Origin of the sequence: Paraburkholderia sp. J7 (genome assembly GCF_905220155.1) — a bacterium.
Taxonomy (GTDB): domain Bacteria; phylum Pseudomonadota; class Gammaproteobacteria; order Burkholderiales; family Burkholderiaceae; genus Paraburkholderia.
In genome coordinates this window covers 261463-277809 of the sequence record NZ_CAJMYZ010000003.1, presented here as the reverse complement: position 1 = coordinate 277809, position 16347 = coordinate 261463, and the positions used below count along the sequence as shown (strand labels likewise).

Genomic DNA, 16347 nt, shown 5'->3' with positions numbered 1-16347 from the left:
GGGACGCAGCGTGTTGCCGTGAACTGTCGGCGAGCCGATATTAGCTATCGGATATGCAACCCTTAATGTTTGAGTAAGCCGGGCAGCATGAACGTAAGGTAGGGGCTGTTCGGGGCAGCGGCGAACAGATGAAATACACCTTGCTGCTGCTCATGTCTTTCCTGCCGGTGTTGCCGCGCATCATCAGCAGGTTGTGAAGCAGTTGTACGGTCTGCACCGCATGCGTGTGCTGTGTGATGTCCATGCACCAGGTCGCAACAACGCGTTTGCCGTGTGCGTAGATACGCGCGAAGCCTTCGATGTCCTCGCGCGCCATGCCCGACTCCGCTTCAAGAAGCAGCCAGTTTTCCTCGCGGAGGTCCTCTGCGAAGTCGCTGAAGCCGAGCGTATGCTGTTTGATGAAGTCGATATCGATCACGCGCTCGGTGCCGTTCGCGAGCGCGTCGTCGTCGAGTTCAATGAGCCGTTTGGCGACTGCTTTGACGAGCGCGAAATCGCCGCCGGGTTTCGTCTGGATCAACATCGACGCGATTCGGGTGCTGCCGAAGGCCATTGTTTTGACACTATGCTGCGGGCTTGCGGAGTGTTCGAGGTCGCGCTCATGCAGCGCATTCACCGAAACGATGACCGCGCCGCGTCGCGACGCCTCGCGCAACGCGCCGAGCATGCGCGGATGAGTGGCTGCGGGATTGTGCACAAAGATGATGAGGGTGTCGGCGACCTCGAAGTCGACCGGCGCGAATGCATCGTCCCGGGCAATCGGCTTATTGCGGCCAGTGAGCGCGTCCCAGCCGGCGGAGGGGGCGTGATACGCCTCGATATTTCCGTTTGGCCTCGCCTTGTCCATTGCGCTTCGCTCCATGGGTATCACGCGTTTCCCCAGGGCGTGCCCACAAGGGGTGTGTGCTGTAGCTCGTCGTGCTCGAGGTTAAGAGCTAAGGAACGCCTCCATAACGTACAGAATCTGCATGCAACTTAGAGTACAGTTTCGCGCGCCGCAGTACACTGCATCAGCTGTGCTGTGAGCGGCTACCGGGGAGAGACAGTGAAGCTCTATGAAAAGCTCGCGGACGACATCGAGACACTGATTCGCAAGGGCGTCTACCGGCCGGGGGACCGCGTGCCGTCGGTGCGCCAGGCCAGCCAGCAGCACCGCATCAGCATTACTACCGTCATTCGCGCGTATTTACTGCTGGAAAGCCGCGGTGTGCTGGAGAGCCGCCCGCAGTCCGGCTATTTCGTGAGCGTGCGCGCGGGCGCTGGCAGCGTGCGCTCGGATGAATTGCGCACGAGCCGGCCGATTGCCGTGTCGGCAACGGTGGACGTGAGCCGCCTCGTGCTGTCTACCTTGCGCTCCATTGGCACCGACGACGCCGTGCCGCTCGGTTCGCCGTATCCCGACCCCCAGCTGTTTCCTTACGAAAAGCTCAACCGCTACGCGGCGGCCGCGGGACGCAGGAAGTCGCTGTGGGGCGTGACCAACGCGCTGCCGCCGGGCACGCCGGAACTGGTCCGCCAGATCGCCCGGCGCTACCTCGAGAATGGCATGGCCGTAGACCCCAACGAGATCATCGTGACGGTGGGCGCGACGGAGGCGATCAATCTGTGTTTGCAGGCAGTCGCCAAACCGGGGGACGTGATCGCCGTGGAGTCGCCCACGTTCTACGCCATGCTGCACGCTATCGAGCGCTCGGGTATGAAGGCGATCGAAGTCGCGACGCACCCCGAGTACGGCATCGAAGTCGAAGCGCTTGCGAAGATCGTCGAATCAGGGCCGATTGCCGCTTGCATGGTGATGCCGAATTTTCAGAATCCACTCGGGTTCCAGATGCCCGATGGGCGCAAGCGCGAACTTGTCGACCTGCTCGAGAAGGCTGAGATTCCGGTAATTGAAAACGGCGTTTATAACGAACTGTATTTCGGCGACTCGCATCCCACCACACTCAAATCGTACGACAAGAAGGGCATGGTGCTGCACTGCGGTTCATTCTCGAAGAGTCTGACCGCGGCGTATCGCATCGGCTGGGCGTTGCCGGGACGTTATCGCGACGAGGTCGAAAAGCTGAAGTTTCTGAATACGCTGACGACTTCGGTCATTCCACAACTGGCGATTGCCGAATACCTGGAGCGCGATGGCTACGAGCATCATCTGAGACGCATCCGCAAGAATTACGCGCAGCAGTGCAATTTGATGAAGTCAACGGTCACGCGCTTCTTTCCAGCAGGCACGCGCACGTCGACGCCGATGGGTGGGTATGTGCTGTGGATCGAGTTGCCGGCGAAGGTGGATTCGATGACGCTCTACCAGCTTGCACTGGCGCGCGGCATCACGATTGGACCCGGTTATATGTTTTCCGTGTCGGACAGCTATCGCAACTTCATCCGGCTCAATTACAGCACGCCGTGGTCGCCCGAAATCGAACAGGCGGTCATCACAGTCGGCAGACTCGCGGCGTCGTGCGCGCGGTAGGCGAAAGGGGGCTAGCCGGATGTTCGCGTGCCGCTACTTCCTCATCATGGCCATAACGAGAAAGTGAAACGGCAGCGTGAGTAGAACGGTCGCACCGAAGCCGACGCACCAAAGAATGGCAATCCACTTGAGGTCGTGCAGAAATCGATGTCGTCGGTCGCTGGACTTGCGCGTCACGATTGACTCCCGTTGGTCGTCCGAAGATTCATTATGGCACCGGCACGCAGGCGATCAATCCGCATTGAACCCAGCATGCATTGGATTGTCAACGCCAAACGAGCGATGCAAAGTATCGGAAAATGCAGCGGGCGATTTTATCTCTGACGTGGCATAAACTGTGCGTGCCGTGAACGTCGCGGACATGGCGGCCAGGAATTCAAGCGTCTGCTGTACTCGTGAATTGGGACGCGTTGAGAATCGTAGGGCGGATGACGATCACGAGGTGACCTCATGGCCATCGACTTCGCGTTTTCAATGAAGGTCTTTTCGGCACTCTTTGCGATCATGAATCCGATCGCGAACATCCCGGTGTTCATTTCGCTGACTGAGGGACTGTCCGATGGAAAGCAGCGGGCGGTTGCAGCCACAACCTTTATCGGCGTGACGATTGGCTGTGTTATTTCCGTCACGCTCGGCGAGACGATTCTCAAGGTGTTCGGGGTCAGCATCGACGATTTCCGTCTCGCGGGAGGGTTGCTCGTATTGCTGATCGCGCTGGACATGGTACACGGGTCGTCGAGCGCGCAGCACACGCCGCGGCAAGGCGAGCTAGGCGAAAGCGGCTATGATCAGGACGTGGCGGTGTTCCCGCTGACCACGCCGCTTCTTGTGGGCCCTGGCACGATCGCCACGTTAGTGGTGTTCGGTCACACCGCTGACGCCAACGGGAAGATTGCGAGCCTCGCCACGGGGCTGGTCGTGTTTCTCGCCTTGCTGGCCGCCGCGTTGTTTTCCGCGCCATACCTCGGGCGGTTTCTGTCCGCCAAGGTGACAGCGATCACCAAGCGTTTGATGGGTATGATCCTTGCAGCCATCGCGGTCGAAATGATGGCCGTAAGTTTGACGGCGATATTCAAAGGTCTGCTCCACTAGCTCGCAGTGTCGTCGATGGGTCTTTGGGAGAATCAACATGACTGATCAGATATTGAGCGAAGCGTTCATCGAAAGTCAGCGTCAGCGTTTGCTGGCGCTGCAGCGCGAGGTGCTAGGCGGCGAAGAAGGCACGATTGCGGCGGAGCGCGATCAGGAAGAGGCGTCTGGCGAGGAAGCAAGGGAAGCCGAGGACGATGCCCAGCGAATCGAACAGGACGTCGCCAATCAGGCCTTGCGCAACGTGAACGACCGCAGGATCGCCGACATTCAGCGTGCGCTTGAAAAGATCGCAGAAGGCACCTATGGGTATTCCGACGAAAGCGGCGATCCTATTCCCATTGAACGTCTGAAGATATTGCCCGAGGCAATCTTTACGGTGCAGGAGCAAAGCGAGCGCGATGCTAGCCGGTGACTGTGCTCGTTTTTGATCGGGACCAGAACATAAGGCCTAGCGAATTGGCGCGTTGGAATCGCCAGCGAGTAGCGATTGCGGGAGCTGCGAAAACGACCAGCCTTCCCCTGCGCGATCGAATATCCAGACCATGTCGAAACGCTCGTCCGGCCACGTTGCCGGGACCGTGGGCACGCGAGGTATGTGTCCAATGAGCGAGGGCAGCACTTTGTGCTCCCACGCTATCAACACGACGCCCGGTCGAGAGAGTACGTCTGTCATGAGCGCTCGGCCGTCGTCTTTCAGGTAGGTGTTGACGTAATCCACCTGCGAAGTTTCTCGGAGCAGCGAGACAAGGGGCGCCACAGTCTGCATCGAGCGTTTGCTCTTGCTGGAAGGACCGGCCCCCGCTGCGAATACGGTAGCTGGCTTGAGTTGCGTTGCATGCGTTGTCTCGATTGGGCAGAAGAATCGCGCCAAAGCGCCGGCTCGCTGCCAGCCGCGCACGCAGAGACTTTCCGCGTCGGGTTTGCCATCCGCCTCGATCCCGATGCCTTCATCGGATGCGGGCTTCTCGGCGTGCCGGATAAACATGATTCTATTGGGTCGCATGTTGCCTCCGGGGGGGCGGTTGAAACACGGCATACGATGTTATTACGGATTCAATATCGACCCTCTCACGTCACGAAAGCACGAAAGCAAGCGACGCGACGTGGTTGCGCCTGCCTGGCAGACCGCGGCAGTGCGCGCGCCCTGTTCGCGGCTGCGTGCTCACAACATCGGCAGCGTGAGCCGGATGTGCTCCGCAAACGCCGCCGTGAGCAGCGAGGGCCGCTTGCGAGCGAACTTTATCGTGATCCCGACGGCCGGCAAGGGCGGCAGCGCGGGGTCGCCATTGAGAATGGCCAGATCTGGCGGAACGGCGGTTTGCGTCATGACGGCGAAGGCCTGGCCCGAACGCACGAGCGCGGTAAGCCCGGCGAGGCTGCTGCTCGCATACGCGACGCGGTAGGCTCTGCCCGCGCGCTCCAATGCCTCGCAGGCCGCGATGTGGTCGAGCGTATCGGGATCGGAGAGCGCGAGCGGCAGCGGGTCGAAGTGGGCGGCGTCGAGTTCGGGCGAACCGATCCAGACCAGTTGCTCGCGGCGAATGATCTCGTCGTCCGTGCCGCTGGCGCCCAAAGGCAGCGACACCATCGCGAGGTCGACCGCTCGCTTGTCGAGCTGTTCGAGCAGGCGCGGCGTGGGCACGCAGACGACTTCCACGAGCGCATGGGGATGCTGGCTCGAAAACTGTCGCAGCAAAGAGGGGAGGAACACGGCCGCATAGTCGTCCGGGCAACCGAAGCGGATGCTCCCCGACAGGCCCGTGCCGCACAGGTCGGCCATCGCCTCGTCGTGCAGGCGCAGGATGCGCTGGGCGTGGACCAGCAGCCGCTCGCCGGGGCTCGTCAGCGCGACGCCGCGGCCGGTGCGCTGAAACAGCGGCTGATCGACGATCTCCTCGAGCCGCTTGATCTGCTGGCTCAGCGCCGACTGCGTGCGGCCCACGCGTTCGGCCGCGCGGCTTAGCGAACGCACCTCGGCAATGACCGCGAACGAGCGCAGCAAATCGATTTCGAGCGGGCGGCTCACGATATTAGCCTCTCTTCTAGCTTGCATAAGAACTATTCGATTCTATAAAACCAGAGCGCCGACTAGACTGCAAGAAAAACCTGCCACCCGAAAAGGAGAAGCCTGTGTCCAGGAACGACGACGAACAGTTTTGGCGCAACGCGCGGCAGCATCTGATCCGCTATGGCGGCACGTTCGAGCCGATGATCATCGAGCGCGCCCAGGGCAGCTTCGTCTACGACGCGGACGACCGCCCGATTCTCGATTTCACCTCGGGGCAGATGAGCGCCGTGCTGGGCCACAGCCACCCCGAGATCGTTTCGGTCATCAACGAATATGCGGGCAAGCTGGACCACCTGTTCAGCGGCATGCTCTCGCGGCCCGTGGTCGAGCTGGCGACGCGCTTAGCCGATGTCACGCCCGCCGGGCTCGACCGGGCGCTGCTGCTGAGCACCGGCGCGGAGTCGAACGAGGCCGCCATTCGCATGGCGAAACTCGTCACGGGCAAGTTCGAAATCGTGGGCTTTGCGCAGTCGTGGCACGGCATGACCGGCGGCGCGGCTTCGGCCACCTATAGCGCAGGCCGCAAGGGCGTAGGTCCCGCAGCGGTGGGCTCGTACGCGATTCCCGCGCCGTTCATGTACCGGCCGCGCTTCGAGCGCAACGGGCAATACGACTACCTCGCGGAACTCGACTACGCGTTCGATCTCATCGACCGCCAGTCGAGTGGCAATCTCGCGGCCTTCATTGCGGAGCCGATCCTGAGTTCGGGCGGCATCATCGAATTGCCGCCGGGCTATATGGCGGCGCTCAAGCGCAAGTGCGAAGAGCGCGGCATGCTGCTGATCCTGGACGAGGCGCAAACAGGCGTTGGCCGCACCGGCACGATGTTCGCGTGCGAGCACGACGGTGTGACGCCCGACATTCTCACGCTCTCCAAGACGCTGGGCGCGGGCTTGCCGCTGGCGGCGGTGGTGACGTCCGCGCAGATCGAAGAAGCGGCGCACGAACGCGGCTTTCTGTTCTACACGACCCATGTGTCCGATCCGCTTCCCGCCGCGGTCGGCCTGCGGGTGCTGGACGTGGTGGAGCGAGAAGGACTCGTTGCGCGCGCAAACATCATGGGCGACCGGCTCAGACGCGGACTACTGGACCTGATGGAGCGCTTCGAATGCATTGGCGACATTCGCGGGCGCGGCCTGCTGCTGGGTCTCGAGATCGTCAAGGACCGCCGCACGAAGGAGCCCGCCGACGGTCTTGGCGCGAAGATCACGCGCGAATGCATGAAGCTTGGCCTCAGCATGAATATCGTGCAGTTGCCCGGCATGGGCGGCGTGTTCCGCATTGCGCCGCCGCTGACCGTGAGCGAGCAGGAGATCGATCTCGGCGTGGAACTGCTGGGCCAAGCAATCGCGCGTTCGCTTTGAGCCCCGGGGTCGTCGCGGCTAGGCCTTGCCGCGCGACCCGTTTTGAGGCGGCGTGAGCGCACGCGCGGCGAGCGGCGTGGACATGACGATGGACGTGCGCGTCTCGCCGTAAAGGTTGATCCGCTGGATCAGGCGCTCCAGATCAGCCACGCTCGTTGCCACGAGGCGAATGACGTAGGAGTCCGCACCCGTGACGTGATGGCATTCGAGCACCTCGGCAATCGTGCCGAGCAGCTTGAGAAACTTCGCTTTCGCGGACTGCGGCACCGTAATGCCGATCAGGGCGCAGAGGGGATAGCCAGCGGCGGCCGGATTCACGCGCGCCGTATAGCCTTCGATCACGCCGGCATCTTCGAGACGTCGCACGCGTTCCGTGACCGCCGGCACCGAGAGATGCACGCGGCGAGCCAGCTCCGTATAGGTCATGCGCCCGCTCTCCTGCAGCAGCGCCAGTATTTTCCAGTCCAGATCGTCCATCTTGGCGAAATGTTTAAGGTGAAATGCCCATTTTCCCTTAAATCCCCGCTTCTGCGGATAATCTTCGCGGTCTACGATAGTCCCCCATAGAACATGAATTGCGGAGAGAGGGACATGTTGTTCGTTAAAGCGGTGGCGTTGGGGTTTTGCATCGCCGCACCGGTCGGGGCCATCGGCATGCTGTGCATCCAGCGCAGCCTGAGCCGGGGTTTCCGCTCCGGCTTTGCCACTGGCATGGGTGCTGCGTGCGCGGACGCCTGTTATGGCTTGCTCGGCGCGCTCGGCGTGGCGGGTATCGTCGCGGCGCTGCCGATGCTGACCGTGGGTTTGAAGGCGGCTGGCGGGGCGTTTCTGGTATGGATGGCGTGGACGATCGCGCGCGAGGCGCCTCGTGCGCCGGCCGCCGTCCAGGAGGGCTTGCGCACGCCTGTTACGCGTGACTTCTTCACGACGTTTGCGCTCACGCTCTCGAATCCCCTGACCATTTTTTCGTTCATTGCCGCTTTTGCGGCGCTCGGACCGTTGCCGGCCATGCCGGGCGAACATGGCGTGCCGGGATGGCTTTCGGTGGCGCCCATGGTGACGGGTGTGTTCGCGGGCTCGGCCGTGTGGTGGCTGTTCCTGAGCGGCGTGACCTCCGCGTTGCGAACGAAGCTGCCGCTCGCATTCACGCGGGGCATCTCCATTTTTTCCGCAGTCGCGATCGCCGCGTTCGGCGTCGTTCAGTTGGTCACGGGACTCGCGCGGCTCGCCTAGCGTAGTCAGGGCGTCAATTCGATCCGTTCGAGCGCCTGGGCCACCTCCTCGACGTAGGCGTCGCTCATCGCACAATCGGCGAGCGCTTGCCTGAGCTGGAACACATATTCCGCGTTGGTGCCGAGCGGGCCCTGCGCCTGGGCTATCAGGCGCGAAACCGTCGCGGGGCTCGAATCGGCCTCGTATTGCTGCGGGCAGTGACTTGCCACAAAGGCGAGGGCATGGCGCGTTTCGCCCGTGGAGAGTGTCACGGTGGTCCAGGCCGGCGTGTAGGCGCCCGTGAGCATCTCGCGGGTCCAGAGAATATGCAGCTCTTCGTCGAGCGTCGCGGCATCGAGCCGCAGCACGACGCCTTGCGTGGCGCCCCCTGGCTCCAGCGCGAGCATGCGGCCCGGTTGCTGCGGCGTGCCGCGGCCGCCGAAAAGGCGAATACAAAAGCTGCGGCGCCAGCCGTGCAGCGTTGCGCTCGCGCGCCGGTCGAAGCGCGAGAGCGGATTCCACATGAGCGAACCGTAGCCGAATACCCAGATCTCTTTGCCAGCGGGGCGCTTCGTCATCGTTTCGGCGAGCGACTGGTCGATTTGGGTCTGCGTCCAGAGAATTTCAGGCGGAAGATGGCTGAAACTCTCGAGAAACGCACCGGAGCGGATGGCGTCTCTGTTTAGCATGGCGTCGGCATGATCGTGAAATCTATGAGACGCAGTATGCGGGCGCCGTTAGTCTCGATAAAGTGGTTCGAACGCGATGCTGTGTTCATCGGGAGGCGACAATCGCTGTGGCAATTGGGCGCGTCCTGGCGCGGCGAGATCGGCTATTCCTGCCGATAGAAGTTGAACGGATTCTCCGGCGTAACGAAGCGCAGATTGATTTTCTTGCTTGTCGGCTTGAATCGCCCGCGCTCGAATGCAAAGTATGAGATTTGCAAACCTGTTCGTGCATCCTGCGTCGCATTCCACACATAACTATTCTGCGGGAAGACCACCTGGCCGTTGTGCGTTGTCAGCACGGCCCGGCAGGACGAAAGAAGGCCAGGCAAATGCAGAAACACTGGCTGACGGCCAAACGGGTTCATCAGAACGAATATTTGTTGACGGCGATTGGCTTCGCCGGACCCGCTACCGTGCCCCTCCAGACACAGAAGCGGCGAACGATTGTCCGGACTTTTCGCAATGAAAACTTCGGCGGTGCCGGGGTAGATGTCGCCCGTGTGTTCGTTTGGAAATGTTATGGCCTGGGCAAACCTGTACGTTTTCTTATTGATTGATATGTGCCCCGAAGCAACCTGAATTCTCGCGGGTCTCCCGTTGATGGTTGCCCGTATCTCCGCATAGATGCCATTTTCGCCGAAGTTGGAATATACATTCCTCCTGTCTTGCTTGAGCGGGGTTTTGAAAATGGCGCCTGGTTGGTCGGCATAAAAAGCGTCATAGTCGTCGTAAATTTTCTCTGCATATGCGTATGTCGATATGCAAGAGGAGACGGCCAGGAGGATTGTGAAGCGCTTCATCGATACGATTTTCCACCCGTTGCCTGCAGGTAGTCGGGATTGTGAATCCAGAAAATCGTGCTTCCATGGGCTGCCGTCGGAATCCATACTGAGTCGTATCGGCCACGCTCGGCGCCATCGACGATCTGGCCAGTCTTTCTGTTTCGCACTCGCCAATGCGCAATGACAGACCGGCGTTTTTCCGGCACGTCGAATAGGTTGTGGGACGGATCTGTCCATTTGAATCCGTCGCGGACTTTGGGGTAAATGGCCCGCATCGCAAGGCAACGATAGTGAGCGGCGATATGGCTGGTGCGCAATGACGGGATAAAATTATCGTGTTGGAGATATCGTCAGGTAGACCGGCTGGCGGTGGTATCGGATATGTCCGAAAAAGGGGCGGCAACCGACATGCAGCGCAGCACGACAGACGCACTGTGTGCATCACGCTCCGTATTTCCCCCAGGATCCGATCGCGAATGATAACGCTACCATCTGCAACACCTCACCAGCGGCCCTATCGAACCCGCCCGCCCTCGGCGGCTTTTTTATCGGCCGAAATGGTAGCGTTATCATGGAGAACACCTTGTCCCCAGTCCGCAAGAAGCCCGAAGACCTGCGCAGCTACCGCTGGTACGGCGTCAACGACCTCCGCTCGTTCGGCCACCGCTCGCGCACCGCGCAGATGGGCTATCACTCGTCCGATTACATGGGCAAGCCCGTGATCGCCGTCGTGAACACGTGGAGCGAGATCAACTCGTGCCATACCCACTTCAAGCAACGCGTGGAGGAAGTGAAGCGCGGCATCTGGCAGGCGGGCGGCTTTCCGGTCGAGATGCCCGTGATGACGTTGGCGGAGCCGTTCCAGAAGCCCACCACCATGCTTTACCGCAACTTCCTCGCCATGGAGACGGAGGAACTGCTCAAGTCGTACCCGTTCGATGGCTGCGTGCTGATGGGCGGCTGCGACAAGACCACGCCGGGTCTCCTGATGGGCGCGATCAGCATGGATCTGCCCGCGATCTATCTGCCCGCCGGGCCGATGCTGAGCGGCAACTGGAATGGCCGCACGCTCGGCAGCGGCTCGGACACATGGAAGTACTGGGCGGAGTTGCGCGCGGGCAAGATCACCGAAGACGAGTGGAAGGGCATCGAGAGCGGCATCGCTCGCTCGCCGGGCCACTGCATGACGATGGGCACGGCCTCGACGATGACGAGCGCCACCGAAGCGCTCGGCCTCACGCTGCCTGGTTTTTCGTCGATTCCCGCGGCGGACTCGCGTCACGCGCAGTACGCGTCGCTCACGGGGCAGCGCATTGTCGAGATGGTGTGGGCCGACCAGAAGCCCTCGGACATCCTCACCGCGAAGGCGTTCGACAATGCCGTGACCACCGTGCTCGCGATGTCGGGCTCGACCAACGCGATCGTGCACCTCGTGGCCGTGGCCCGCCGCGCGGGCATCGATCTGACCACGGCGCGCTTCGACGAACTCGCGCGCGTGACGCCCGTGCTCGGCAATATCCGCCCGGCCGGCCAGTATCTGATGGAGGACTTCTATTACGCAGGCGGCCTGCGTGCGCTGCTCGTGGAACTCGGCGACCTGATCGACGGCACGCAGATGACCGTGAGCGGCAAAACGCTCGGCGAAAACATCGCGGGCGCGGAAATCTTCAACGACGACGTGATCCGCACGCGCCGCAACCCGCTCGTCGCGCGCGACGGCCTTGCCGTGCTCACGGGCAATCTCGCGCCGGACGGCGCGGTCATCAAGCCCGCGGCGATGGAGGCGCATCTGCTCAGGCATCGCGGCCCCGCCGTCGTGTTTCGCGACTACAACGACATGGCGGCACGTATCGACAGCGACGACCTCGACGTCACCGCCGACTCCGTGATCGTGCTGCAGCACGCGGGCCCCGTGGGTGCGCCCGGCATGCCCGAATGGGGCCAACTGCCGATTCCGCAAAAGCTGCTCAAACAAGGCGTGCGCGACATGCTGCGCATTTCCGACGCGCGCATGAGCGGCACGAGCTACGGCGCGTGCGTGCTGCACGTGGCGCCCGAATCGTTCGTGGGTGGGCCGCTCGCGCTCGTCAAAGACGGCGACATCATCGAGCTCGACGTCGAGGCGCGCCGCCTGCATCTGCATGTGAGCGACGCGGAACTGGCCGCGCGCAAAGCGGCGTGGACGGCGCCGAAGCGTCCGTTCGAGCGCGGCTTCGGCGTGATGCATCAGCTGCACGTGACGCAGGCGAACAAGGGCTGCGATTTCGATTTCCTCGAAACGCCAGCCGCCACGCCGTGCGAAGCCCACGGCACCGAGCCTGAAATTCACTAATCTCCACCATCGAAGACATCACCGATCATGACCGCACCGAACTCTGCAACGAACCCGCCAGTCAGCGAAGCCGCGCTCGAACAACTGCGTCACGTGAGCACCGCCACGCTCACGACCCAACTCTTCAAGCGAGGCCTGCGCAATGTGTTTTTGCAGGGCGTGGCGCCGCTCGTGAAGTCCGAACCGGGCACGCCGAATCTCGTCGGTCCTGCATTCACGCTGCGCAATATTCCGGCGCGCGAGGACCTCGACCACGTGGGCGTGTTTCAGAACCCGGATCATCCGCAGCGCAAGGCCGTGGAAACGGCGCCCGCGGGTAGTGTGCTCGTGCAGGACTGCCGTGGAGACCGCACCGTGGCGTCGGTGGGCTCGATTCTCGCGTTGCGCCTCGCGAAGCGCGGCGTGGCGGGCATGGTCTCGGACGGCCCTGTGCGCGACAGCGGCACGATCGCGGCGCTCGGTTTGCCTCTGTGGTGCGCGGGGGCGAGCGCACCGCTCAATCTCGCGAAACATCATGCCGTGGACATGAACGTGCCGATCGCGTGCGGCGGCGTGGCGGTTTATCCGGGCGATATCGTCGTGGCCGATGCCGATGGCGTCGTGATCGTGCCGCACGAAATGGCCGAGGACGTGGCCCGCGACGCCACCGAGCAGGAACGGCTCGAAGCGTTCATCACGGAGCGCATCGAGTCGGGTCTCGCACTGCGCGGCACCTATCCGCCGAACGAGGAAACGCTGGCGGCATATCGCGCATGGTGCGAGCAGCAGGCAAAATAGGCCGCCTGCGGTAAGCAGAACGACACCAATAGACAGAGGCCCGTGCGCAAAGCGGGCTCAGGAGACAACGTGAACGATGCCATCGCAGCGGTTGACGAGCCGCGTCTGATCAACCGCATGGGCTGGCGGCTGATGCCGTTGCTCGGCGTGCTCTACCTGGTCGCGTATATCGACCGCTCCAACATCGCCTTCGCGAAGCTGCAGATGCTCGACAGTCTCGGGCTTTCCGAGGTCGCATACGGGCTTGGCGCGTCGCTGTTCTTCATCGGCTATCTGCTGTTCGAGGTGCCGAGCAATATTTTGCTCCACAAGTACGGCGCGCCGCGCTGGATGGCGCGCATCATGTTCACGTGGGGCGTGGTGACGATTTTGCTCGCCTTCACGCGCAACGCCACGATGTTCTACGTCCTGCGCTTTTTGCTGGGCGCCTCCGAAGCCGGGCTCTATCCCGGCGTGATCTATTACCTCACCCTGTGGTTCCCGCAGCGCCACCGCGTGCGCATGCTCGGTTACTTCACGGTGGGCAGCAGCCTCGGCAACATGGTCGGCGCGCCGATTTGCGGCTGGCTGCTCGACAAAGGCGGACTGTTCGGACTGCAGGGCTGGCAGCTCGTGTTCGTGGTCACCGGCATTCCATCGGTACTGCTGACGATCGTCGTGCTGTACCTGTTGCCGAAGGCGCCGCAGCAAGCGGCGTTCCTCTCCGAAGGGGAGAAGCGCTGGCTCGTGCACACGCTCTCGACCGAGAGCGCGGCTGCGCGGGGCCGGGAGCGCCACGGCTCCGTGCTCAGCGTGCTGACGGAGCCGCGCGTGCTCGGCATGGCGTTCTACTACATGATGCTGTCGATTTCCGTGTACGGCGTGAGCTACTGGCTGCCTACGCTCGTCAAGGGATTCGGCGTGAGCAACACCACGAACGGGCTGCTCAACATCATTCCCTGGCTGCTGGCGACGATCGTGCTCGCGACGCTCCCTTCGCGGCTGCGCGCGAGCAATCATGCGACGGTCGCGATGCTCGTGGCGTCGCTGCTCGGCATGGTTTTCTTCGTTTCGTCGGTATTTCTGCCGGGCCACGCGCTGCGCTTCGCCGCGCTGTGTCTTGGCGCGCCGTGCATGTATCTGCTGATTCCGTGCTTCTGGACGCTGCCGCCCAAGTTCCTTTACGGCGCGCGCGCTGCGGCAGGCATTGCGGCGATCAATTCGCTCGGCAATATTGGCGGTTTCATTGCACAGAATCTCGTGCCCTTCGTGAAGCAGGCAACGGGTAGCACGCGCATGCCCATGCTCGTGCCCGCCGCGTGCATGGTGATCTTCGCGATCGTCACCGCCATGATCCTGCGCCGTGGCAATCGTACGCCGCAAGCCGCCGACGGCGCGCCCCTGCCGAACAACGCACGCTAGGCTGCGAGGCGCATTCGCTACAATAGCCGCGCACCGCCCACACCCGTTCACGTTCATGTCGACCATCAAACCCGCTCCGAGCATCGAACACGCGGACGCCACCGTGCGCACGAAGCGCACGCGCGGCGGCCCGAAGGGCCTGCGCATCACCGACGTCGCCGCGCAGGCGGGCGTCTCGCCCATCACGGTTTCGCGCGTGTTCAACAACCCGGAGTCGGTCGCGCCGGAGACGCTGGAGCGCGTGCGTCAGGTCGTGCAGAAACTGGGCTATGTGCCCAACCGGCTCGCGGGCGGGTTGTCGTCGGCGCGCTCGCGGCTCGTTGCGGCCATCGTGCCGACCGTTTCGCACTCGCTGTTTGCGGAAACCATTCAGGTGTTCAGCGAGACGATGTCGCGCGCGGGCTACGAAGTGCTGCTCGCGTTGAGCGGCTATAGCGCGTCGAACGAGGAGAGCCTGCTCGATACGGTTTTGAGCCGCCGCCCTGAAGGCGTGCTGCTCACGGGCGTGGCGCATACCGAATCGTTGCGCGAACGCCTCAAGAACGTTGGCATTCCCGTGGTCGAAACGTGGGACATGACCGATACGCCCATCGACATGCTGGTGGGCTTTTCGCACTACCGGATCGGCGCGGCGGTGGCCGGGCACTTTATCGCGCGTGGCGCGCGCCGTCCTGCGCTCATCTCCGCCAACGACGCGCGCGCGCTCGCGCGGCGCGCGGGCTTTCGCGAACGGCTCGCGCAGGCAGGCATCGAGGACGTGCCCGAGGAACAGGTCGCGCCACCGAGTTCCGTCGCGCACGGCAAGCGCGCGCTGCCGCAACTGCTCGCGCGCGCCCAGGATATCGACGCCGTGTTCTGCGGCTCGGACTTGCTCGCCATCGGCGCGCTCGGTGCCGCGCGCCAGATGGGCGTGCACGTCCCCTCGCAACTGGCGATTTGCGGCTTCGGCGATCTGGAATTCGCCACCGAAACCACGCCCCAGCTCACGACGGTGCGCGTGGAGGGCACGCGCATTGGCGTGAACGCCGCGCGCTTTCTGCTGGACCGCCTGAGCGGCGAAACCAGCGTGACCGAACCTCGCGCGCTCGACGTGGGGTTCACGATCGTGGCGCGCGAATCGGCCTGAGTCTTGCCCAGGAGCGGTCAGGCTGCTGCTGCGGTCTTCACGACTTCCGGCGTTTGCTCAGGTGCGCTGCGCGGGCTGGCAATGCCAAAATGGCTCGCCAGCATATCGACCACGTTATCGGCCATGCCCGTGCGCGTTTCTTCCGTTGCCGAACCAATATGCGGAGTCAGCACGACGCGCGGATTGTCGATCAGCGCTTGCGGCACATGGGGTTCGTGCTCGAACACGTCGAGCGCCGCGCCTGCGATACGTTTTTCATCGAGCGCCGCGATCAGCGCGCTTTCATCGACCACCGGACCGCGCGCAATGTTGATGAGGAAGCCTTGCGGGCCGAGCGCGTCGATCACGGCCGCATTCACCAGATGATGCGTTTGCGGCGTGAGCGGACAGGTGAGGATCAGCATGTCGCTATCGGCCGCAAGACGCGTTACGTCGTCGTAGTACGGCAGATCGACACTCTTGCGGTTCGGCCCGTAGTACGCGACTTGCGAGCCGAACGCCTTCAACCGCTTCGCGATGGCCGCGCCGATCATGCCGAGCCCGACAATGCCGACCTTCATGCGCGAAATCGAGCGGCCGAGCGGCAGTGCGCCATGCACGGGCCATTGTCCGGAGCGCACGTAGGCGTCTGCCTGCACGATGTCGCGCGTGAGCGCGAGCGCCAGGCCAATAGCGGTATTCGCGACATCTTCGGCCAGCACGTGCGACGCGTTTTCGATGCGGATGCCGCGCGCCTGCGCGCTTTTCACGTCGAGGTTGTCGAGGCCGGCGCTATAGCTCGCAATGATCTCCAGCGCGGGCAGGGCGTCGAGAAATGCCGCGTCGATCTTCGTCTTGCGCAGCGCGATGCCGCGAATGGACGCGCCGTGCTGCGCGAGAAACGCAGCCGCTTCTTCCGGCGCCTTCGGCAGATCGAGCATCGTGAAGAGCGAGGCGAGTTCCGCCTGGGTGCGTTCCGGCAATTCGGCTGCGTTGAGAATGATGGGTTTTGCCAT

General features: G+C 62.8%; 16 protein-coding genes. 9 read left to right on the top strand and 7 right to left on the bottom strand.

The window, feature by feature from the left end; all coding sequences use genetic code 11:
* Positions 1 to 40: 40 nt before the first annotated feature.
* Positions 41 to 847 carry a hypothetical protein gene (locus U5A58_RS06765; protein ID WP_321960827.1) on the bottom strand — a complete coding sequence of 269 codons (807 nt, stop codon included), beginning with the start codon at positions 845 to 847 and terminating at the stop codon, positions 41 to 43.
* Positions 848 to 1045: 198 nt separating this feature from the next.
* On the opposite strand from U5A58_RS06765, the gene U5A58_RS06760 reads away from it, so the two are divergent.
* From U5A58_RS06760 to U5A58_RS06750, 3 genes are all read left to right on the top strand, one after another.
* Entirely contained in the window at positions 1046 to 2470 is a 1425-nt protein-coding gene (locus U5A58_RS06760) for a PLP-dependent aminotransferase family protein (RefSeq protein WP_321960826.1), read from the top strand.
* Positions 2471 to 2920: 450 nt separating this feature from the next.
* Positions 2921 to 3562 (top strand): MarC family protein, encoded by a 642-nt coding sequence (locus U5A58_RS06755; RefSeq protein WP_321910173.1) that lies wholly within the window; start codon positions 2921 to 2923, stop codon positions 3560 to 3562.
* 52 nt (positions 3563 to 3614) lie between these two features.
* Entirely contained in the window at positions 3615 to 3974 is a 360-nt protein-coding gene (locus U5A58_RS06750) for a TraR/DksA family transcriptional regulator (protein WP_321960825.1), read from the top strand.
* Positions 3975 to 4010: 36 nt separating this feature from the next.
* Here U5A58_RS06750 and U5A58_RS06745 read toward each other — a convergent pair whose 3' ends face one another.
* Both U5A58_RS06745 and U5A58_RS06740 read right to left on the bottom strand, forming a co-directional pair.
* Positions 4011 to 4565, bottom strand: a complete 555-nt coding sequence (locus U5A58_RS06745; RefSeq protein WP_321960824.1) for a phosphoglycerate mutase family protein — start codon at positions 4563 to 4565, stop codon at positions 4011 to 4013.
* A 159-nt stretch (positions 4566 to 4724) separates the two neighbouring features.
* Positions 4725 to 5615 (bottom strand): LysR family transcriptional regulator, encoded by an 891-nt coding sequence (locus U5A58_RS06740; protein WP_321960823.1) that lies wholly within the window; start codon positions 5613 to 5615, stop codon positions 4725 to 4727.
* A gap of 77 nt (positions 5616 to 5692) precedes the next feature.
* Here U5A58_RS06740 and U5A58_RS06735 point away from each other — a divergent pair, with 77 nt between their 5' ends.
* Positions 5693 to 6994: an aspartate aminotransferase family protein gene (locus U5A58_RS06735; RefSeq protein ID WP_321960822.1), complete on the top strand. Its 1302-nt coding sequence runs from the start codon at positions 5693 to 5695 to the stop codon at positions 6992 to 6994.
* An 18-nt stretch (positions 6995 to 7012) separates the two neighbouring features.
* Here U5A58_RS06735 and U5A58_RS06730 read toward each other — a convergent pair whose 3' ends face one another.
* Positions 7013 to 7471, bottom strand: a complete 459-nt coding sequence (locus U5A58_RS06730) for an Lrp/AsnC family transcriptional regulator (RefSeq protein WP_321936565.1) — start codon at positions 7469 to 7471, stop codon at positions 7013 to 7015.
* 114 nt (positions 7472 to 7585) lie between these two features.
* Here U5A58_RS06730 and U5A58_RS06725 point away from each other — a divergent pair, with 114 nt between their 5' ends.
* Entirely contained in the window at positions 7586 to 8227 is a 642-nt protein-coding gene (locus U5A58_RS06725; protein ID WP_321910162.1) for a LysE family translocator, read from the top strand.
* A 5-nt stretch (positions 8228 to 8232) separates the two neighbouring features.
* Here U5A58_RS06725 and U5A58_RS06720 read toward each other — a convergent pair whose 3' ends face one another.
* Positions 8233 to 8895 carry a gamma-glutamylcyclotransferase gene (locus U5A58_RS06720; protein WP_321960821.1) on the bottom strand — a complete coding sequence of 221 codons (663 nt, stop codon included), beginning with the start codon at positions 8893 to 8895 and terminating at the stop codon, positions 8233 to 8235.
* A 143-nt stretch (positions 8896 to 9038) separates the two neighbouring features.
* The gene (locus U5A58_RS06715; protein ID WP_321960820.1) at positions 9039 to 9821 is read right to left on the bottom strand and encodes a hypothetical protein; all 783 of its coding nucleotides are present in this window, start codon (positions 9819 to 9821) and stop codon (positions 9039 to 9041) included.
* 478 nt (positions 9822 to 10299) lie between these two features.
* Here U5A58_RS06715 and araD point away from each other — a divergent pair, with 478 nt between their 5' ends.
* From araD to U5A58_RS06695, 4 genes are all read left to right on the top strand, one after another.
* The gene (gene araD / locus U5A58_RS06710) at positions 10300 to 12048 is read left to right on the top strand and encodes an L-arabinonate dehydratase (RefSeq protein WP_415774182.1); all 1749 of its coding nucleotides are present in this window, start codon (positions 10300 to 10302) and stop codon (positions 12046 to 12048) included.
* 27 nt (positions 12049 to 12075) lie between these two features.
* Positions 12076 to 12825: a ribonuclease activity regulator RraA gene (locus U5A58_RS06705; RefSeq protein WP_321960818.1), complete on the top strand. Its 750-nt coding sequence runs from the start codon at positions 12076 to 12078 to the stop codon at positions 12823 to 12825.
* A gap of 117 nt (positions 12826 to 12942) precedes the next feature.
* Positions 12943 to 14226, top strand: coding sequence for an MFS transporter (locus U5A58_RS06700; protein WP_321960957.1), 1284 nt, complete (start codon positions 12943 to 12945; stop codon positions 14224 to 14226).
* A gap of 55 nt (positions 14227 to 14281) precedes the next feature.
* A complete protein-coding gene (locus U5A58_RS06695; RefSeq protein ID WP_321960817.1) occupies positions 14282 to 15352 on the top strand; it encodes a LacI family DNA-binding transcriptional regulator in 1071 nt (356 codons plus the stop codon).
* A 17-nt stretch (positions 15353 to 15369) separates the two neighbouring features.
* Here U5A58_RS06695 and U5A58_RS06690 read toward each other — a convergent pair whose 3' ends face one another.
* Complete coding sequence (locus U5A58_RS06690) at positions 15370 to 16347, bottom strand: 2-hydroxyacid dehydrogenase (protein WP_321960816.1); 978 nt, start codon at positions 16345 to 16347, stop codon at positions 15370 to 15372.